General features: G+C 38.8%; 17 protein-coding genes and 1 pseudogene. 14 read left to right on the top strand and 4 right to left on the bottom strand.

What is annotated here, in order from left to right:
* The first annotated feature begins 368 nt into the window (after positions 1–368).
* The 7 genes and pseudogenes from DXA15_RS15785 (at position 369) to DXA15_RS15815 (ending at position 7,104) form a co-directional block, all read left to right on the top strand.
* Positions 369–923 carry an NAD(P)H-dependent oxidoreductase gene (locus DXA15_RS15785; RefSeq protein WP_128134640.1) on the top strand — a complete coding sequence of 185 codons (555 nt, stop codon included), beginning with the start codon at positions 369–371 and terminating at the stop codon, positions 921–923.
* A gap of 126 nt (positions 924–1,049) precedes the next feature.
* Positions 1,050–2,486, top strand: a complete 1,437-nt coding sequence (locus tag DXA15_RS15790) for a Gfo/Idh/MocA family oxidoreductase (protein WP_009860298.1) — start codon at positions 1,050–1,052, stop codon at positions 2,484–2,486.
* Positions 2,487–2,710: 224 nt separating this feature from the next.
* Positions 2,711–3,307: an HU family DNA-binding protein gene (locus DXA15_RS15795; protein WP_128134641.1), complete on the top strand. Its 597-nt coding sequence runs from the start codon at positions 2,711–2,713 to the stop codon at positions 3,305–3,307.
* A 395-nt stretch (positions 3,308–3,702) separates the two neighbouring features.
* Positions 3,703–4,047 carry a DUF3244 domain-containing protein gene (locus DXA15_RS15800; protein ID WP_128134642.1) on the top strand — a complete coding sequence of 115 codons (345 nt, stop codon included), beginning with the start codon at positions 3,703–3,705 and terminating at the stop codon, positions 4,045–4,047.
* Positions 4,048–4,150: 103 nt separating this feature from the next.
* On the top strand, positions 4,151–4,855 hold the full coding sequence (locus DXA15_RS15805; protein ID WP_128134643.1) for a jacalin-like lectin: 705 nt from the start codon (positions 4,151–4,153) through the stop codon (positions 4,853–4,855).
* A gap of 48 nt (positions 4,856–4,903) precedes the next feature.
* Positions 4,904–6,044: pseudogene (glf, locus tag DXA15_RS15810) on the top strand (UDP-galactopyranose mutase).
* A 7-nt stretch (positions 6,045–6,051) separates the two neighbouring features.
* Positions 6,052–7,104, top strand: a complete 1,053-nt coding sequence (locus DXA15_RS15815) for a galactofuranosyltransferase (protein ID WP_128134644.1) — start codon at positions 6,052–6,054, stop codon at positions 7,102–7,104.
* A 235-nt stretch (positions 7,105–7,339) separates the two neighbouring features.
* Here DXA15_RS15815 and DXA15_RS15820 read toward each other — a convergent pair whose 3' ends face one another.
* The 3 genes from DXA15_RS15820 to DXA15_RS15830 form a co-directional block, all read right to left on the bottom strand.
* Positions 7,340–8,914, bottom strand: a complete 1,575-nt coding sequence (locus DXA15_RS15820) for a hypothetical protein (protein WP_128134645.1) — start codon at positions 8,912–8,914, stop codon at positions 7,340–7,342.
* Between the two features lie 373 nt (positions 8,915–9,287).
* Positions 9,288–9,635: a hypothetical protein gene (locus DXA15_RS15825; protein WP_128134646.1), complete on the bottom strand. Its 348-nt coding sequence runs from the start codon at positions 9,633–9,635 to the stop codon at positions 9,288–9,290.
* A gap of 107 nt (positions 9,636–9,742) precedes the next feature.
* Positions 9,743–10,501 carry a 6-bladed beta-propeller gene (locus DXA15_RS15830; protein ID WP_128134647.1) on the bottom strand — a complete coding sequence of 253 codons (759 nt, stop codon included), beginning with the start codon at positions 10,499–10,501 and terminating at the stop codon, positions 9,743–9,745.
* Positions 10,502–10,937: 436 nt separating this feature from the next.
* On the opposite strand from DXA15_RS15830, the gene DXA15_RS26710 reads away from it, so the two are divergent.
* The 3 genes from DXA15_RS26710 (at position 10,938) to DXA15_RS15840 (ending at position 15,316) form a co-directional block, all read left to right on the top strand.
* Positions 10,938–11,180: a hypothetical protein gene (locus tag DXA15_RS26710; protein WP_233567337.1), complete on the top strand. Its 243-nt coding sequence runs from the start codon at positions 10,938–10,940 to the stop codon at positions 11,178–11,180.
* Complete coding sequence (locus tag DXA15_RS15835; RefSeq protein WP_233567338.1) at positions 11,174–12,820, top strand: hypothetical protein; 1,647 nt, start codon at positions 11,174–11,176, stop codon at positions 12,818–12,820. Before DXA15_RS26710 ends, DXA15_RS15835 begins: the two co-directional genes overlap by 7 nt.
* 174 nt (positions 12,821–12,994) lie before the next feature.
* The gene (locus DXA15_RS15840) at positions 12,995–15,316 is read left to right on the top strand and encodes a TonB-dependent receptor (RefSeq protein ID WP_233567339.1); all 2,322 of its coding nucleotides are present in this window, start codon (positions 12,995–12,997) and stop codon (positions 15,314–15,316) included.
* 41 nt (positions 15,317–15,357) lie between these two features.
* Here DXA15_RS15840 and DXA15_RS15845 read toward each other — a convergent pair whose 3' ends face one another.
* Positions 15,358–15,831: an arsenate reductase ArsC gene (locus DXA15_RS15845; protein ID WP_128134648.1), complete on the bottom strand. Its 474-nt coding sequence runs from the start codon at positions 15,829–15,831 to the stop codon at positions 15,358–15,360.
* A 190-nt stretch (positions 15,832–16,021) separates the two neighbouring features.
* On the opposite strand from DXA15_RS15845, the gene DXA15_RS15850 reads away from it, so the two are divergent.
* The 4 genes from DXA15_RS15850 (at position 16,022) to DXA15_RS15865 (ending at position 21,261) form a co-directional block, all read left to right on the top strand.
* Positions 16,022–16,597 (top strand): RNA polymerase sigma-70 factor, encoded by a 576-nt coding sequence (locus tag DXA15_RS15850; protein WP_128134649.1) that lies wholly within the window; start codon positions 16,022–16,024, stop codon positions 16,595–16,597.
* A 91-nt stretch (positions 16,598–16,688) separates the two neighbouring features.
* Positions 16,689–17,654 (top strand): FecR family protein, encoded by a 966-nt coding sequence (locus tag DXA15_RS15855; RefSeq protein ID WP_128134650.1) that lies wholly within the window; start codon positions 16,689–16,691, stop codon positions 17,652–17,654.
* Positions 17,655–17,818: 164 nt separating this feature from the next.
* Complete coding sequence (locus tag DXA15_RS15860) at positions 17,819–18,778, top strand: STN domain-containing protein (RefSeq protein ID WP_128134651.1); 960 nt, start codon at positions 17,819–17,821, stop codon at positions 18,776–18,778.
* Entirely contained in the window at positions 18,775–21,261 is a 2,487-nt protein-coding gene (locus tag DXA15_RS15865) for a SusC/RagA family TonB-linked outer membrane protein (protein ID WP_128134652.1), read from the top strand. The genes DXA15_RS15860 and DXA15_RS15865 overlap by 4 nt, the downstream gene beginning before the upstream one ends.
* The last annotated feature ends 6 nt before the right edge of the window (positions 21,262–21,267 follow it).

Raw genomic sequence — 21,267 nt, forward strand, 5'->3', positions numbered from 1 at the left:
ACTAATTTAAAAATAGATTTATTCTATTTTAAGCAATGTAGCATACTTTCTTTTTGACATAATTCCATAGTTCTACTAGAACAATATCATTTAGAAAAATGTAAAATGACTGACTATATATTTACAGTTCATTTGTTTGCCTTAATTTTTAATTTGCAGAGTCAAGCCTTTTTTTAATGTTTCAATATGTTAAATGTTTTGTTATCTGGTGTTTTTCTCTCCCGCTGAAATGCTTTTTTATGTATCAATTGTTATTTAGATAATGGTGGTAATTTTAATCTAAATCTCCCTGATGTATTTTCATGGATTTGTTTAGCTTTGTGAAAGCTTATGTTTTAATACGATTTTACATTATAAAACACAATAGTATGAATGACGTTTCAAAAAAAGTGGTAATTCTTTTGGCTCATCCCAATCTGAAAGAATCACAGGTTAACAAGGCTTTAGCCGATGCGGTAAAAGATATCGATGGCGTGATGGTATACGATCTGTATGAATATCAGGATCAGTCTTTTGATGTAAATGTGTGGAGCACGATTATATCCGATGCTTCCATGGTGGTCTTTCAGTTTCCTTTTCACTGGATGTCAGCGCCTTCGCTGTTGAAAAGATGGCTGGACGAGGTCTTTACTTCCCTGGCAAAGACACCAGCTGTAGCCGGCAAACCGTTGCAGATCGTCACAACAACAGGTTCGGAGTATGCCGCTTACCGTAGCGGAGGCAGGAATTGTTTCACAATGGATGAACTTCTGCGTCCTTATCAGGGATGTGCAATACATGCTGGAATGACCTGGCAGACGCCATTGGTGGTTTATGGCATGGGAAGTGCCGATGCTTCCAGGAATATAGCAACGGGTGTCGAGGTTTACAGAAAGATGGTGGAAACGGTACTGGCTGACCATACAGTGAATAATGCTTGGTAAAGTTTTCGGATAATTAATGAACTTTCTGTCTTAATTCCTTTCAAATCAACAAAAAATATCTATTTTTGCGAAGTTGATGTTTTTAATGTTTGCGCAGACAATAATTAATTATCTAAATAGAATACCATGAAATCAGAAGACATCTCACGTCGCTCGTTCCTGAAACGGGCATTGGCATTATCGGCAGCTACTGCAATACCTTCGTTTTGGATCCCTTCGAAGGCTGGTGCAATGCCGGGTGTACCGTTCGTTAGTGCGAACGAGAAAGTTAATATCGCATTTATTGGCATTGGTAACCGGGGTGGTGAAATTGCCAAGGAATTGTATAAGACCGGATTGTGTAATGTTGTAGCCCTTTGCGATGTGGATATGGGGGCAAAGCATACGCAGGAACTGATCTCCATGTTCCCGAAAGTTCCCCGTTATCAGGATTTCCGTAAGATGTTCGATCAGATGGCGGATAAGATCGATGCTGTGACAGTGGGGGTTCCCGACCACGCCCATTTCCCGATCACAATCGAGGCAATGGCCCACGGCAAACATGTATATGTTGAAAAACCGATGGCTCGTACTTTCCAGGAAATAGAACTGATGATGCGTGGTGAAAAGAAATATGGCGTGGTCACACAGATGGGTAACCAGGGACATTCCGAAGCTAATTACTTCCAGTTCAAGGCATGGAAAGAAGCTGGTCTGATAAAGGATGTAACAGCTATCACCGCTCATATGAACTCTCCGCGCCGCTGGCACGGATGGAATCCGAATATCAAGCATATGCCGATGGGAGAACCGATTCCTGAAACAATGGATTGGGATACCTGGCTGGGGGTAGTGCAGCATCATGACTATAACCATGATTATCACATGGGACAATGGCGTTGCTGGTATGACTTCGGTATGGGGGCGCTGGGTGACTGGGGTGCACATATTCTGGATACGGCACACGAATTCCTGGATATGGGATTGCCAACAGAGATCAACCCGTTGTATCTGAAAGATCATAATAAATTCTTCTTCCCGATGTCGTCGACTATCCTGTTCAAATTCCCCGAAAGAGGCGATATGCCGGGAATAGATGTTACCTGGTACGATGGTCTGGATAATATACCTCCTGTTCCTGAGAACTTCGGTTCTTCGGATGTCGACCCGAATATTCCGACTGTGGCCGGCGGCAAACTGCAATTGATGAAACTGAATCCGGGTAAGGAAATTTATACAAAGACGCTGACATTCAAAGGCGGTTCTCATGGCAGTACATTGTCTGTCATCCCTGATAAGATTGCCAAGGAGATGAATCCGACCCTTCCCGAATACCAGAAGAGTCCTTCCAACCATTACGCGAACTTCTTGTTGGCTTGCCAGGGCAAGGAAAAGCCCCGTTCACCGTTCTCTATCGCCGGTCCGCTGAGCCAGGTATTCTGCCTGGGTGTATTAGCACAGCGCCTGAACCGCAAGTTAGTTCTCGACCGCACCACCAAAGAGATCGTCAATGACAGCTTTGCCAACCAGATGCTGAGCGGACAGCCGCCACGCAAAGGATGGGAAGAGTATTATAATGTATAATGTTGGTTATATAGAATAATTTATCCCTTTCCTTTGTATATTTGTACCGCAACAAACTGATTGCCGATTGGTTTCGATAAGATTATCGATAGCCATCAGTAATTTTGCCGACAGCTATCAGTTATATTACTGATGGCTGTCGGCAATAAGTTAGTAAGGCATAAAATTTAATACAGTATGGCATCCCGAAAGACACCGTACGTAACCTTTTAAATCTAATTCCCATGAGTATCAAATTCAGTGTTTATAAGACTCCCCGGCCTAAAGGGAGTAAAGATACGTTAGAACATGCACGTCTTGTTTCGAGAGGAACAAAAGGTCTTGAAGAGATATGCAGAGATCTCTCGGATGCTTGTACGGTTAATTCGGCCGATATAAAAGGTGTGCTGGAAGCATTGACCGTATATATGGGCAGGGAACTTGGCTACGGATATAGTATCGAGTTGGAGGGGATCGGACATTTCTCCCCGGCGTTGCGTACCCGGAAAATTTCCGAGGAAAACGGAAAAATCAGGTTTAGTGTTTCTGTCGACGGGGTGAATTTTCGCTGTTCCAACCGTTTGAAGGAGATGGTTAAAGAAGAACGTCCCAAGAAAGTAAAAAGGGAAAATGTTTCTTCCGAACCCATCGAAACCCGGAAAGAAAAGATGTTGGAATATATCCGCAAGCATGAAAGCATCAATGAATCGGATTATGCAGAGTTGAACAATTGTACTCGTTACCGGGCAGGCAAAGAACTGAAACAGTTTTTGGAAGAAGGTATCATCCGTGAGATGGGATATAAAACGCACAGGGTTTATGTGTTGGCCGCGAAGGAGTAAGGATATGTAAAGATACTTTGTGGGATTATTAATTCAAAACCTTCATACACCCAGCCTTATTCTATCCTGTAAGCATAATGGCTTGATTACAGATAAACCCGGTGAAAGAATCTACCTCATACTCTTCTTTGACCTCATAAGCTATATTGTCTTTAGCTTGGGCACAAAAAATGCATTCTGCGGCTGGACATTTTGTAAAGACGTTTAAACTCTATGTATCCTTAAATCATTGAAATACAACTTTATTAATTAATAGTCTGGAATATTTATCCGGACACTGGTGCAAATTCTTTATAAATTGTAAACTCAATTTACACCAATTGTAAATTCAATTTCTCCTGCTCCGTAGATATTCAGTCTTACTTTTGTCATTAAACAATAACAAATTTAAATTAATGGGAAAGATGACTATAAAGACTTTATTGACAGTATGCTTTTTCTTTCTTTTGCTTCTAACAAAAGTAGATGCGCATGAAGCAACTTGGGATTCTATGGATAGGCGATCAGTAACTATCTTCTTAACCATAGAAAAAAATAACCTACATATTTATTCCGATAAACAATGGGATAATATTGGCATTCAAATAATTGATCCAAATGGTAGAACAATCTATATCAATATGATATCCATTCCAGCTGAAAAGGAACAAATTATCCCTCTATCAGATATACCGAATGGCTATTATCAGGTAATATTGACAAAGAACAACAAACCAATAAGTTGGTATTTAACGAAATAAGACTTGTTAAGATTCTATCTTTCAAATTACCATACACTACTGCCACTTACAAATAAAAATAACCTTGTAAATTCATATATAACTAATTAAAAAACAAATACACATGAAGTCCATTATTTCAACATTAGCGATAGGTATCTGTTGCTTATTAGTATCTTGTAATAATGAACAAGAGAATACTATCACAGATAATACAACAGATTTAGCTTCTTTTGAAGCTACACTAGCAAAAAAGTATGAAGGGAAAACTGTATATTATAATAACAACAGACCGGATTATTCAAAAGAAATAGAATATTTGAAATCGGTCAGCACCGAAGAACCTATGGATAATATAAGAACAAAATCTTCTGATGCTGCTGCTTTTGGTCCATGGGGCAGTGACAGCGGCGTCGCTTTTGATGCTCCGGCTGTTATATATAACGGAGAAAAATGGAAGAAAATCAATGCCATAAAAGTAAGGCATGGAGCCGTTATTGATGCTATTCAATTATATTGGGTTAGCGATAATGATAAATTCACAAATTCTCCACAATTCGGGGGTAATGGTGGAGCAGAATCATGGATGTTCCTTAGTAGTAATGAATATATCAAAAAAATTGAAGTACATAGTGGTACTAAAATTGATTATGTTGCTTTTACTACCAATCTCGACAAAGTCCATGTATTTGGTGGTCCCGGAGGAGCAAACCGAACAGAGTTGGAGTTTGGAGTTTCTGGCTTCCAAATGCACGGCATTTACGGAAAAGCAGGAGCAAAACTTTATCAGCTAGGAATATATTGTTACCCAAACTCTCTATTCAATTAAAATAAACAGAATATACAAGGTTATTATTTTATAAACAATCTCAATTTCATTTTCATGTACGATTATCTAATTGTCGGATCCGGATTATTTGGATCTGTATTCGCTCAAATAATGAATGAATACGGAAAAAAATGTCTTGTTATAGAAAAGCGTAATCATATAGGAGGAAATATATATACAAAAGAGGAAGATGGAATAAAAATCCATTTATATGGAGCACATATGGAATAAAAATCCATTTATATGGAGCACATATATTTCATACAGATAATGAAGATGTCTGGCGATATATAAATAGATTTTGCAGTTTCAACAATTTTATAAACTCTCCTCTCGCCAATTATAAAGGAAATATATACAATCTTCCTTTCAATATGAATACCTTTAACAAGCTTTGGAATGTCATTACTCCTGAAGATGCAAAAAATAAAATCCAGGAACAATGCAAAAAATATAAAGAGATAACTCAGCCATCCAATCTGGAAGAACAGGCTTTAAAACTATGTGGTGATGATATATATTATACCTTAATTAAAGAGTATACAGAAAAACAATGGGGACGTCCTGCCAACAAATTACCAGCCTCCATAATAAAAAGAGTCCCAATCCGCTTTACATACAATAATAATTATTTCAATGATCTTTATCAAGCATCCCCAAAGACGGATATAGCCAACTAATTAACAATCTGTTAAACAATATACAGACATATACACAAACAGACTATTTCGATAATAAACATTATTTTCATAGTATTGCAAAAAAAATACTCTTTACAGGGTGTATTGACGAATATTTTGATTTCATATATGGTAAACTGGATTACAGAAGTTTGAGATTTGAACATATACATTTGAATATTAAAGACTATCAAGGGAATGCCGTTGTTAATTACAATGAAGCTAAAATTCCATATACACGAATCATAGAGCATAAACATTTTGAATTCGGAAAGCAGGCGACAACAATAATAACAAAAGAATATCCATTGGAATATACATCATCAGAAGAACCGTATTATCCCATAAATGATGAAAAGAATTCAACACGTTTAAACCAATATAAGAATCTTGCAGCAAATACTTCCAATGTTATTTTTGGAGGAAGACTAGGGCAATATGCCTATTTTGATATGGATGATACAATTGCAGAAGCTATTTCACTTGCAAAAAAAGAACTATTAATATAACAATCCTATGAGAAAATTCTATTTATCTAAAAATTACAACGAAATAAACAGTGCTGGTAACAAGGCAAAAACTGACATAGAAACCATTCTCGCTAATCTTGGATACAAAAATGCAGGGTTAGCACAAACACATTATTCAAATAAAGTCATTGGATTTATAATGACTTTAATCGGTGTATTAAAAGTATTTTTTACTATCTCAAAAAACGACTGTATAGTACTTCAGTATCCTTTCAAAAAATATTACACATTCATTTGTCATATTACTCATGCTAAAGGGGGAAAAGTTATCACAATAATTCATGATCTTGGCACTTTCAGAAGAAAAAAAATATCTGCCAAAAAAGAAATTAAGCGATTAAATAATTCAGATTATTTAGTCGCACATAATTGTAATATGAAAAATTGGTTACAGACCCAAAAGCTCAAAAAAACAATCAAAAAAACAATAATAGAACTAGAAATATTTGACTATCTATCCTCTTCTAAAAACAACAAAAATATAAAGATCAAAACCTCTCCAATCAGAGTAATATATGCAGGAAGTTTAGGTTACAAAAAAAATAAATTTTTGTATAAAATGGAGCATATTATATCTGAATGGCAATTTGAACTTTATGGCAATGGCTTTGATAACAATAAAATAACTAACAAAGAACATTTCAATTACAATGGATTCGTACCATCTGAACAACTTATTGAAGATGTGTGTGCTCATTTTGGATTAATATGGGATGGAGATAGTATTTCAATTTGTTCGGGCAATTATGGAGAATATTTAAAGATTAACAATCCTCACAAAGTATCTTTATATATCAAATGTAATCTCCCTTTAATCATATGGAAAGAAGCTGCTTTAGCTTCTTTTGTCACAAATAATCAAATAGGGATCTGCATTAACTCGTTGGATGAATTAGATTCTATATTACCCTCTATCTCAGCGGAGACCTATGATCAGATGAGAGAAAATATAAAAAATATCAATAAAAAAATATCATCCGGTTATTATCTTACTAAGGCTTTGACAGAAATAGAAAATAACATGAATAAACAAAATTAGTAGCCTGTCCGGTAATGGGTACAATTGTTCAGCTCGGCATAATCCGATTCTTTGAGGAACAGTATACCGTTTCTTGTTTAATGACTTGTCTAGAACAAAGTCTTTATATTATTTCTAATGCCATTGGATTGGTTCTTTTCGAGAAAATTCCCATATGCAAATTGTTTGATCGTATTAAAATTCTAATATAATCTGGTAATATTTCTCCAGACACTAGTGAAAGATTTTTTTAACTTTAAAAATCAAGGATTAGTTTGTCGAGTAATTCTCCTCTGCCATCTGTTTTGTATATCTTTTTATACATACGGGCACGCCCATTGCTGATAGCAGATGTAGAAAGACAAAGGATTTCTGCCATTCCAGTAGGAGTAATATTTGTTTTGATCAGATAACATATATGAAGTTCTTGTTCTGTTATTGGTGGATACAATGTTTTTATTCGATCTGTGAAATTATTATATGCTTTATCAATTTCGTGTCTTAAAATGTCCCAGTCTTCTTTATTAATTTTCGTCGAGTTATCTTCACAGGATGCTTCGTGAAATCGTTTGTATATAGATGAATTTTCAAAGGTGTTTTTTAATATTAGTGCTTCATATTTTTTTGCCTCTATTAAGTTGTTCGATAATATCAATATTTCTTTTTGAGCTTCCAATAGTTTTTTTTCGAATAAAGTTAATTGACTTTTTAAAGTTGGTATTTTTTGCAATTTTTTTTGAGCCAGGATCTGATAGCAACTCTTCTTCTCTTTTTCTTCATTTGCTTGTTGAAGCATTTTTTTTATTTCTATTATTTTTTTTCTATTCTTTTGTAGACACTCTTGGCTATATTTATGTTGTTCTTTTTTCTGCTGATCTAGTCTATTTGTTTGTTCTTTTGCAATGCGTTTTTGTTTTTTTGTATAGTTGATATAGAGAGCTGTAATCCCAACTATTAGTAGCAATGCAATAATCAGCAAATAAATGTATATCTGTGTCTCTTTGTTTTTTAACAATAATTGTTGATTCTCATGTTCGGTGTGCCGATAATTATAAAGAGATTGTATTTTACCAATGGCTTCTGTGCGAGTTGTTTTTTTGATAGAATCTTCTAGATCCAGGCTTTTCTGTACGTAATTAAAAGCAGATGAATAATAACTTTTTTGGGCTTCTATTGTTGCTAATGCTTTGTATATGGAACTTATCAAGTAAATGTTTTGATTCTTTTTTCCTTCTTTTAATGCTTCCAGATAGTAATATTGGGTTGAATCGAATTGGTTCGTTAATAAGTAAGCAGAACCTAATCCATATAAATAGATAGCATCATCTTTTTGTTCGGGGATGGAATAAAATAACTTCATTGCCTGAGAAGGTTTTCCTAAATCAAGATAAACATTTCCAAATTCTTTTGATATGGAATTGATTACCTTTTGATCATTAAAGTTAAGAGCTTTCTCATAGGCTTCCTGATAGTAATGTATTGTACTATCAGGTTGGCTCATAGATTCGTACATTCGTCCTTGATTTCGTAAAGCGTAGATAAGTCCTAACTCATCTTTTTGTTTTAGATAATAAATATACGATTTTTTATATACTTTCAAGGCATCCTCATACAATGACTGATAGGCAAATAAAGTCCCCATCTGTGTATGAATCTGAGCTAAAATAAGATATTGCTGGCTATTCCTTCCTGCATCAACTGCCTGTTGAAAAGCTGTTATCGCCTGTGGTATGTCTTTTATATCCCGGTAAATGGAGCCTAAATAATAATAAGCTTCCATTAATTTTTCTTTATCGCCAAAGGAGTCGTAAAAATGAACTATTTTTCTCATCAGCGAATCGGACTTATGTATAATATACATTTTGTCTTTAGCTTTAGTTGTAAGTAATCCGTGGTACATTTCTGTCTCTTCTGGCTCGTACCGGATGACGGAGTCGAGCGAAGAAAGATATGTAAGGGCACTATCCGGATTTTGCTCGATACAACGTATGGCCTTTTGCATTGCTTCGGGATAAGATACGTTTGGCGAACAGGAGAATAACAGATTTATTCCGGCTAAAAAGCAGACTATGAAAAAATGGTATTTCATATCTTTGCAAAGATAAAGAAAAGTATATGATATAAGCCATTCATGAGAATGATTTTTTCCTTTCCTTCGTGTATTTGTTCGTTGGCCGAATGCCTACACACTACCGGGAGCAGACTTACCGCTGTTTCAGCTTGGCGTAAAGGATATAGTTGTTATCATTTTCTGTGATGTCTGCTTGCACTTTGGTAAGGTGTTTCCGTAGCTGTTCAGAAAGGCGGTCGGATCGAAGGGCTTTTTCTAGCTGATCTGACAGTTCACCGGGATCTAGGCAAGTTGTGTAGCAGCCATCTTCCAATGCAAGGGGATTCTCCAAACGTTCTCCACCGAGAAAATCGTTTTCTATTGCATAGAAGGCTCCCTTCAATGTTTGCTTATCTACGATATAGTAGGCCGGAGCGTCACCTGCCAATCTTTGCTGAATATTCCCGTCTTTATCTTCGGTCGACTGCCACCATTGGCCCATGGCTTCCCCTACGAAATAGCCGGGAAGTTCGCCATACATATGTGGTTTCAGCGCATCACCCTTGAAATGGGCAGTGAAGCGGGGGATCAGCTTGCCTTTTTCCAGATTTACTTCGTAAAGCGAATCCAGCCGGGCATTCGGTAGCCAGAAGCTAGATCTACATGCTTATCTTCATTTTGGTTTGAAACGACCGTCACACCCCGGAAGTCGAAGTCTAACCGTTTGGTAGGAAACTCGTGAATTAGGTTTCCAGCCAAATCCTGCGTCCAGACGCATGAGGTGAAGTTTTTGGGTTGTGGTGAGGCGAGTACCAGCAACGTATCACCGCGCAAAGCGAATTTTCCAACTACCCTTTCATGTGCCAACGGGATGGAGGGGCAGGCCTTTCCTTCGAAATCGTATGCCAACAGTTGACTGCCGAAAAAGGGCAACATGTAGATGCGTTGGCTTGCCTCGTCGATCTTTGCGGCATATACCGACCGATACTCTCCGGGTCCCTGTCCGATGCTCCCGACATTCGCCAAATAGTTACCTTGTCTGTCGAAAAGCTTGAAAGGTGTATTTCCCGACATTCCCGTCATAATATAATTATCTGAAACATACGCATAGGGAGCGCCTGTCAGTGCTTCGTCTTTCCCGTCGAGTTTGATGATCTGAAGTTCTTCCGTAAAGTAACTTAGCGGAATTACCATCGTATCTTTCAGCAGCGCAGGATCCAACTCAATCATCTCTTCCCCGTCAATTAGTGTGCGTGTTGCTACTACCGGGGTTTCTTCTAAATAATTTATTTGTCCGGACTTATTGTCGCAGGCGAACAGGACCGTTATCATGGTTACCGCCGTCCATGTTTGAAATTTATTCTTCATCGTTTTGCCGTATTGATGTTTGTATTGTTGCTACGGGGTGCAATATACGACTTTTTAATGAATTACGATGTTATCGTATTACTTTTGTGTCTCGTAATTGTGTAAGGGTTTTAATCAATCCTTACATGTGATATTTCTACTGCGCTTCTGTATTCAGTATTTTCTCTTTTATAAAAGCTTTGCTCCTGATTAATAGTTCTATATACCGTGCAACACCTCCGGTTACTGTATAAAAAGCCAGTAAATCTTTCGGAGTGAAAGATGGTGTAGTCAATATTACTGTAACTTTCGCTACAATAGTATAAATGTAGTTATAATATGCTTATTATGAAATAATTATAATGATATTTTTGAGGTAAACCGGTCAGACTTTATTCACAGGCTTCTTTTGCCGGGGTATTATCATTATCTTTGTAGCCTTTATAATAACGCTCGTATGAAATACATCTGCTGTCTGATCTTGTTCTTTACTGTCCTTTTACCTTCCTGTCAGTGGGGACGGCAGGAGGCTTTCTTTCCGGATGAAGGTCTGGCTGAACGTCTGCTGCGGGAAAATCCGGACAGCCTGGCGATGATACTGGAAGAGCAGGTCATTCCGTCCGAACTCTCGGATAGCCTCGGGCGGAATATGGCTGGTGGATCACCCGGCTGCATCAACGACAGGGACGGAATATGGTGAATGATTCGCTGATTCATTATACACTTCGTTGTTATGAGCAACAACAATCCCCTCGTCTGACAGAAGCATATATGTTAGCTGCTATGCAGGTGAACTATTCGGGAGATAAAAGGGAAGAGGCTAAAGAGTTTATTTCAAAAGGAATACAGATTGCAGCAAACAATAAAGATACCACTTTGCTGGTGGAACTTGCTTCGACTTTGGGTTATCATGATCTGCTTCCGGGGAATCTTTCTCTGGTACCTGAAGACGTTAAGCACATTATATTCGATTATTATGCTGTAGATTCGTTGCAGATGATGTACTGTTTGTATGGTCTCGGTTGTTATTACGCTTCCCGGCAGGAACCGGACTCAATGGAGCATTGTATGATACAGGCACTTAAACTGGCGGAAGAGCTGCAGGCTGATAAAAGTTCGATTCTCCGTAATTATATAGACGGTTTGAATGCTTTTCACCAGAGTGAAAAGGCTTTGCCGCTGATGAGGAAGTTAGATCAGGAATATCCTCCGAAACATCTGCATGATAGTATTGTAAAGACTGCTACTTATGTATGTCTTTGGTTAAATCTGGGGAAATTGGATTCTGCGGAGGTTTACCTGAAACAATTGGAACATTGTTGCGATTTAATCCCCCGGGATTATTACGGGAACGGATATCGTACCTCTTTTTTTTATGTGGAGAAACTGCTTCGTAGTGTTTATGATGTAAAGAAGAATAATGCTCTGAATATCATTGCTGTCTATGATTTTTGTGAAAAGGTGGCATCGGTGGAAAGAAGGAATGTGGCAATAGAAAAAGAGCGGTTGTTTGTGCAGAACCAACTGGAACGGAGAAATCTGAATCTGAAGATTCAAAAAGACCGGAACCACCGCCTGGCTCTTTATATCCTGTCGGCAGCCGCTTGCCTGATTTTCTTCCTGGCTTATTTATACCAACGTAAATTATTGAAGAAGGAACGTTTTATCCGGCAGATGAAAGAACAGATGCGACTGCACCAGATTGCATTAAGCGAAAAGGAACAGCTGATCCGGCAAAATGAGGAGGCGATCGAACAATTGTCAGCCCGCCAGTCAGAGCAGGAAGAAATAGTCGAACAGCAATTGAACGACCGGCTTTCTGAAATTGAACGGATCCGTCAGGAGAATGAGCTATTGAACCGGGAAAAGAAGCAGCTGCAACAGGAAATGACCCGATATGCTCAGAATATCCCGGAAAAAAATGTTGAAATGGATTCGTATGAGCGGATGGTCATACAAAACCAAGCGCTTACAACCAGCACGAAACAATTGTCTCTTCAGGTTATCTTGCAATATAAAGAGTTGGAACGTTTGTACAAAGGAGAAGTCCGTAATCTGTCGGATATAGACTGGCCTGCCGTTTATAAATTGATAGATAAGATATTTAATAGTTACACCCGGCGGCTTCGCGCTTCTTTCCCGTTGCTGACGGAAGAAGATATCCAGTGCTGCTGCCTGATTAAATTACAACTGTCCACTTCGGCTATTGCCCGGTTGTATAGTATTGCTCCCTCTTCTGTCACCAAACGGAAACAGCGTATAAAGGAGCGGATTAATCAGGGGAAAAACGAGTTGATCGGGAAGGATCAACCGGCCGATGTCTATCTGTGGGGATTTTGATGGGGTGATTTGTCCACTTGAAAAATACAGACTCTGTTATTTGCTTGTTTATTAGGTGTTTAACTGTGCATAATTGTACAGGTATCCGGTATTCTTTGTCCACATGGAATTTAAGGTTGTCTACTGCGGAGGCTCTACCTTTGCCTTCAGATAATCACTCAAATTCTATGTTATATGAAAAGAATATATCTATTTATTTTAGGTGCTGTTCTGTCAGTCAGTCTATGTTATGCGCAAAAGATAAAGATCTCCGGAATGGTGACAGATGGAAGCACGGATGCCTCTGTTGAATTTGCCAATGTCGTGTTGCAAACGCTCGATTCAACTTTTGTCACAGGTGTATCGACTGATACGAAGGGACGTTTTCAGTTGGAAAAAATAGGAACAGGTAGTTATCGTCTGATTATTTCCGCTATTGGGTATACAGATAATATAACCGATCTGAATGGCCTTTCCAAGTCAGTTGATTTGGGAAAGCTAACATTGAATGAAGCTACGGAACAACTCGATGAGGTGACAGTTACAGCCGCCAATATTGTCAACCGGGCGGATCGTAAGATCGTATTTCCCAATAAACAACAGCTGGCAGCCTCTACAAATGGGGTGAATTTGCTTCAGGCCCTGATGTTACCGCGCATTCAGGTGAATCCGATGACAAGGGATATCAGTGTTTCCGGTGGCGGCTCCGTACAGCTTTGTCTGAATGGAGCGAAGGTGGATGCAAAAGATATTTCTGCATTGCAGCCGAATGATATCATACGTATTGAATATCTGGAGAATCCCGGCCTGCGTTACGGAGATGCCGAAGCCGTATTGAATTATATCACCCGCCGGTACGAAACAGGTGGCTCCGTCAGCCTGGATATGATGAATTCCCCGCATGTAGTATTCCATAATGATGAAATATCAGCCAAACTGAATCATAAGAAATCGGAGTTTGGCCTGAGTTATTATGCCAGTCCGCGTGACTTTTACAAATGTTGGCGCACGAACGAAGAATCTTTCCTCTTTGAAGATGGTTCCTCTTTGCACCGGTATGAAAAAGGGCAGTCCGGACATTTTCAGGAACTGAATCATGGCGGTTCTTTCACCTATAATTATCAAGAACCGGATAAATACCTGCTGAATGCAAAGCTGGGTTACTGGGGGTATCTGCAACCGCATACGGATTACAGAAGTGAGTTGTATAACGTTGAGTATCCGGACCATGTAACGGATATGCGGGACAACAATAACACATACACACATCGTCCGTATGTTGATTTATATTATCAGCAGAACCTGAAGCATAAACAGTTTCTGGCGCTCAACCTGGTCGGAACATATATCTACACCGACTCCAGGCGTACTTATCAGGAAAAGCAGAACGATCTGTTGCTGACCGGTATCTACTCCGGTGTAAAAGGGAATAAATATTCCGTGATTGGTGAAGGTATTTATGAAAAGGGCTTTGAAAAAGGCCGGTTAAGTGCAGGACTGAAACATTCACAAGCCTTTTCGGAGAATACCTATGATGGAAATGTGACATATAAAACGGAGATGAAACAGTTGGATACCTATTTATATACCGAGTTTCAGGGCAAATGGCAAAAGCTCAATTATTCGTTGGGTGTGGGCGTTACCCGTTCATGGCTGAAACAGGAAGGGGAAGATGGTTATCAGACCTATACGTTCTGGCCTCGTTTTTCTTTCCGTTATGCTTTCTCTGATAATTTCTATGCGCGCCTGAATGGCAGCCTGGCGAACAATCCGCCGGCACTGTCGGAGTTGAGTGCTGTCGAGCAGCTGATTGATTCGATGCAGATACAGCGGGGAAATCCGGATCTGAATCCGTACAACCGTTACCAGGCTGATTTGTATATGGAATACCGGAAGGGGAAAGTCTCTGTCGGCTTGTCTTCCCGTTATCGGAATGCTCCGAAAGCGATAATGGAATCTACTTTTATTGAGAATGGCATGTTTATTCATACTTATGAAAATCAGGAGGGTTTTCAGTCCTTGAATGGCGAGTTGAACCTGCGGGCCGGTATGTTATGGAATATTCTGCAATTTTCTCTTAGCGGAGGCGTGAACCGTTACTGGAGTGATGGGAAAGATTACCGGCATACCTATACGAACTGGTATTATCGTGCAGAGATAATGGGGCAGTATAAACATTTGACGGCTATGTTCAGTATTTACAACCGCCGGAATAGTTTCTGGGGAGAGAAAATGTCGAGCGGAGAGAATCTTCATATGCTGATGGTCCGGTATAATTATAAACAGTTCTCAGTTGGAGCCGGTATGATCAATCCTTTTGCCAATAACTATAAACGGATTTATGAAAACTGGAATAAGTATGTTTCCTCGTACAAGGAGAATTATATCAATGAAAGCTCTCATGCCTTTTTCCTGACTCTTGCCTGGAATTTCCGGTTCGGTCGTAAATACCAGAGTAACGGGAAGAAGATATATAACCAGGATAATGATTCGGGAGTAATGAATGCCGGCAAATAAATGATTGTCTGGTAGCTTGCCGGCTGTTATTCCTGTTCGTATCAGTTACATCTGCAAAACCTGTTCGCCCCGCAGGTACAGGTTGGCCCGCCATCACCATTGAGTATTTCGTCGGTATAGAAATCATACATCTTGGTCTTGATCTGATTGCATATCCGGCGAAATTCACTTTCAATGAATTCGGGAGTCCCCTGGGCTCTTGAAGGATCATAAAAGCCGATATGCAGGCGCTGCCTTACTTTCCCATTGAAGACCGGGCAATTTTCGTTTGCTTCACCGCAAACGGTAATAACATAGTCCCAGGGTTCGTTCAGATATTCATGGATCGATTTGGGCGTGTGATGACTGATGTCGATCCCTGAGGACTTCATTGTCTTGATTGCCAACGGATTTACTTCTTTGGCAGGCTCTGTCCCGGCTGAACAAACATTCAGATTTTTATCGAAAGACTGTAACCATCCTTGTGCCATCTGGCTGCGGCAACTATTGCCTGTGCATACTATTAATATTTTCACGTCTTGAAATGTATATGTTTTCCAAAGAAACAAAGATAGGCTGATTCTTGTTCATTCTGCTAGTTTTCTGATTTGGAATAATATTTTTTTAATACAATATCTATTTCTATCTTTTTTAAAATAATACGTTAAAATAGATTATTAATGGAATAATTCTATATTTTTACCTGTATTACCGGAAAATCTTCAAATGGATATAGTAAACTTACATATACAAAATGATAAGAAGTCTGACTTTTCGAGAGTATATTCTATATACTTTCCAAAGTTGGTACGTTTTGCCCGTGAGTTCGTTTTGTCTACAGAAGATGCAGAAAATATTATACAAGACATTTTTATTTATCTATGGGAACACCAGGAGCTACTGAATACATTGACAAACTTGAACGCCTTCCTGTTTACGTTGGTAAAAAACAAATGTATAGACCAGTTAAGGCAGCAAAAACTTCTTGAGCGCAGGAAAGAAGAATTCAAAACTGTTTTCGATAAGGAGATACAACTTAAGATATATGCTTTACAGCAATTTGACGAAAACGCGCTTTCAAATGAAGATATAGAAATTATATTGAATAATGCGATAAACTCTTTGCCGGAGAAATGTCGCGAGGTCTTTATCCTCAGTCGGATGGAAGGCCTGAAAAACAGGGAGATTGCTGAAAAGCTGAATATATCTACAAAAACAGTCGAGAATCAAATGACGACCGCGATCCGGAAACTGAGAGTTGAGCTGAAGGATTATCTTCCCTTATTTATATTTATTATCTAGTATTTATCTCACCGAGTTCATTTTTTTCAATTTTCATGTAGGGGGGTTTTTTATTTATTTCGTTATAAGTTAAAACAACTCATTCTTTTTTATGGAAGAACAACTATATAAATACCTGACAGACGAAACAACTGTTACTGAAAAAGACAAACTCTTTGACCAAATCAATGCCAGTGAGAAGAGCAGGCAGGAATATGCCCGGTTACAGGTACTGACTGCCTTGTCATCTATGGCCTCTCAGAGAGGAGATGAGGAATGGAGTTCTCGAAAGATGCATGAGTTGTATGAAAAAGTAAACAGGAAGAAATACCGGAATCTTATTTTTAATATGTTGAGATATGCTTCAGTGATTCTTTTAGCTGTAGCTGGAACCTGGTTGATGACGAAGTATGGAACAGGGTCAGGACAATCTTTCTATACACAGGTGGATGTTCCGGCCGGTCAACGTGTTCACATAACATTGGCGGATGGAACAAAGGTGTGGCTTAGCCCACGGACAAAAGTTATTGTACCCAATGAGTTTAATAAGGATAATCGTATTATAGAACTAGATGGGGAGGGGTATTTTTCTGTCTGTAAAGATCCCCAAAGACCGTTTATTGTCAAGACACAGAAATATGATGTTAAAGTGTTGGGTACAAAATTCAATGTTTTTGCCTATTCGGAATCTCCCCGGTTTGAAACGGATTTGGTTGAAGGCTCAGTACATGTCTACAACAGGGAAAATCAGGATGATAGTATGATACTTAAGCCCAATGAAAAAGCTTATTTGGAAAATAATTGCCTTGTCAAAATATCTCACGTCTTTGACAATGAGGAATATCTTAAGAATGGAATATTTAGATTTGCAGGTGTTCCGTTTTCTGAGATATTGAATTACCTTTCTTTATGGTATAATGTAAAATTTGAATTAAACCGGGCTACGAATCTGGATCGTAAAGTTTCAGGTAAGTTTCGTCAGAGTGATGAAATTGAATATATATTGAAAGCTCTCCAGGGAGTACATAAATTCAAATTCAGAATTCATGAGAATGATAACCGGATAGAGATTTATTAATATGTTTCACCATTAAAAACACATATAGCCTATGAGATAAGAAAAATTATTCCTGAGGAATAGTAAAAAGGGACAGATGGTGGTACATCTGTCCCTGAAAGTAATACTATTTCTTTTTTGAACTCTGATAAAAACAGTATAAACTTTAAATTAGAAGCAAAGTTATGAAAAAAAACTTATTGCTATTATTCAACGTATGCAAAGATATTGGAATAAAGCATTTTATTCGTATTATGAGATTATCCATCTTTTTAGTTCTCGTTGCCGTATTCTGTTCCCATGCAACGACCTCCAACTCCCAGAATGTGCGGGTTACAATCAACGAAAAGACAGTTTCTTTGGATAAACTGATCACAGAAATAGAGAAACAGACAAACTACCTTTTCATTTATGGCGAGAATGATATTGATTTGAACCTGATGGTAAAAGTGAATGCAAAGAACAAGACGATTTCTGAGGTTTTGGACAATGCATTGAAGAATTTGGGTATTTCCTATGAATTTGCCAATAATTATATTTCTTTACGAAGTGTAGGCAATTCAAAGGCTCTGTCAGAACCCCAACAGATGAAAAAAGTATCCGGAGTAATAACCGATTCAAACGGGGAACCGATTATTGGGGTCAACATCCTTGTTAAAGGAACGGTTAATGGAACAACAACAGATTTGGATGGCAACTACACGTTGGATGTACCATCTAACGCTGTACTCTCAATTTCTTATATAGGCTACCTGACACAGGAGATCCCTGTAAAAGATAAAACAATTATCAATGTAACAATGAAAGAGGATACAAAAAGCCTCGAAGAAGTAGTGGTAATCGGTTATGGTAGCGTCAAAAAAAGTAATCTGACCGGTGCGATCACGCAGGTAAAGGCTGAGGATTTGCCTCAGGCAGGCAATATGTCTTTGGGACAGATGTTGACCGGAAAGGCTGCCGGTATGCAAGTGTCGTTACAAAGCGCACAGCCCGGTGGCGGTGTTTGGATGCAGATTCGTGGCAATGCGTCCGGCGGTGCAGGAAATAGCGGTCCTCTCTATGTGATTGACGGTTTTCCTATCTCGACAGAGAATATGGAGCCGGAAGTGGTAACAGATATAGTTCCGGCAATAAGTCACCTTTGAATAATCTCAATCCGGCGGATATCGCTTCTATTGGAATTCTGAAAGATGCTTCTGCGACAGCTATCTATGGAGCTCGGGCTGCTAATGGCGTTGTATTGATCACGACTAAACGCGGTAAAGAAGGTGAAAAACCAAAAGTAGAATATTCCGGTTCTGTTTCTTTTCAGAAAAGAGTCAAACAGATAGATATGCTTGATGCTCAAGGATTCATGACAGAAACAAACCGGGTTCTTTATGAAGACTATTTGTCTGATAATAAGATTGGCCCTTATGGAAACACGGATCCGTCAACAGTAGCACCTTTTAGTCCGAAATATTCAGCGGATCAGATAGCCAATGCTCAGACAACAGACTGGTTGGGAGCAGTGGAAAGAAACGGTGTCATCACACAGCATAATTTGTCTTTGACCGGAGGGACGGATAAGACATCTTATTATATTTCCGGAAATTATTATGATCATCAGGGAGTAGTTAAGAATAATGGCATTCAGCGTTATTCAGGTCGAGCCAACTTTGATCAGAAATTAGGGAAATATATTAAAACAGGCATTAACTTCAATGCCAGCCAGGTAAAGAGCGATAATGTGCCGTTGGGAGATGGAGGAAATGAAAATGCCGGAGTTATCAGGGCTGCTATGAATGCTAATCCCTCTATTCCTATTTATGATGAAGAAGGTAATTATACGTTAGATCCGGACCAGCCTTATTTGGCAAATGCTGTATCTCTGTTGGATATGACTGATGAAAGTACGATTAATCAATTATTAGGAAATTTCTATTTGATTCTTACACCGTTTGAAGGATTGGATTTAAAAATGAATGCCGGTTTCCAACAAGAAAAAGGCGAACGTAATACGTATGTGCCTAAAACCACATTATATGGCCAGAAAGCTGGAGGTGAAGCATCTAAATCGTATTCTAACCGTTCAAGCAAGTTGTTTGATCTGACTGCTTCTTATGCGAAGACATTCAATGAGGTACATAATTTCTCTGCAATGGCCGGTTATTCTTATCAACATTTTTCTTCCAATGGTTTTAATGCGGGTAATAGCCGTTTTATCACGGATGCTTTTAAATGGAATAACCTGGCAGCCGGTGAAAATACGAAACCGTCTGTCGGCTCGTATGGTAGTGAAGAGGTATTAGGGTCTGTTTTTGCTCGTGTAAATTATAATTATGCCGATCGTTATCTGATCTCTGCCACTATGCGTGGTGATGCTTCTTCAAAGTTTGCAGAGAATCATAAGTGGGGTTATTTCCCGTCTGTGGCTTTGGCATGGCGTATGGTCAATGAACAATTCATGCAGGAACAGGATCTTATTTCCGATTTGAAATGGCGTGTCAGTCTAGGACAGACTGGTAACTCTAATATCGGAAATAATGCATTGGCTCTGTATTCGACGGGTTATAATTATAATTTCGGCGACCAGCAATCTGTAGGTGTAGCACAAAGCCAGTTGGCAAATCCGAATTTGAAGTGGGAAACAACTACGGAATTGAATGTCGGTCTTGATTTCGGCTTTTTCCAGAATCGAATTACCGGTTCTATGGAGTTCTTTACTCGCCGTGTGGATGATTTGTTGGATGAAAAAGTATTGATGCAATATAATCCGATAAGCAAAGTGATGGCCAATATCGGAGCGAAAGGTAGTAAAGGCTTCGAATTGGGAATCAATACCCGTAATTTGATCGGTGAGTTTACTTGGTCGACTGATGTTGTCTTTTCTTTGTATCGTGACCGTTGGCTGGAAAGAAATCCTCAATGGAAGAAAGCGATCTATGAAAGCGAGAAAGATATGTTGAATCCCTATTATCTGTATATATCCGACGGTTTGGTACAGCCGGAAGACATGAATCCGGATGGTACTTGTAAATTACCCCATATGCCTAATGCTAAACCGGGTATGATTAAATATAAAGACTTGAATGGACGTGATGAAAACGGAAACCTGAAGGAAGGGCCGGACGGTAAACTGGATGATGCCGATATCATTTACCTGGGAACGAAAACATCTAAATTTTATTTGGGTTTTGGTAATACATTTGCATATAAAGGTTTTGACCTGAATATATTCTTCTATGGTTATTTCGGCAGACAATTGGAAAATCCAGCTTATGACTGGTATTTGAAACGTTCTTGGTTCTTGAAAAATGGAGTGAACATGGCTGTTGCTGTAAAGGATCGTTGGACGCATGATAATCCGACTGGCAAATATCCTTCCAGCATCATGAATCCGTACGACCGGAGTTCTGATTTCTGGTTGGAAAATGCGAATTTCCTTCGTTGTAAGAATATTACGTTGGGATATACGTTGCCTAAAATCAAGAATCTGGATAAGGTCATACAGAATCTTCGTGTTTACGGGGATGTACAGAATCCGTTCGTTATTACGAAGTATAGCGGTGTAGACCCTGAAATGGATAGCATGGCAGCTTATCCGACTCAATTGACTGTTTCATTTGGCGTTGATATAACTTTCTGATAAATA

It is taken from the genome of Parabacteroides sp. AM58-2XD (genome assembly GCF_003463685.1).
Classification (GTDB): Bacteria; Bacteroidota; Bacteroidia; order Bacteroidales; family Tannerellaceae; genus Parabacteroides; species Parabacteroides segnis.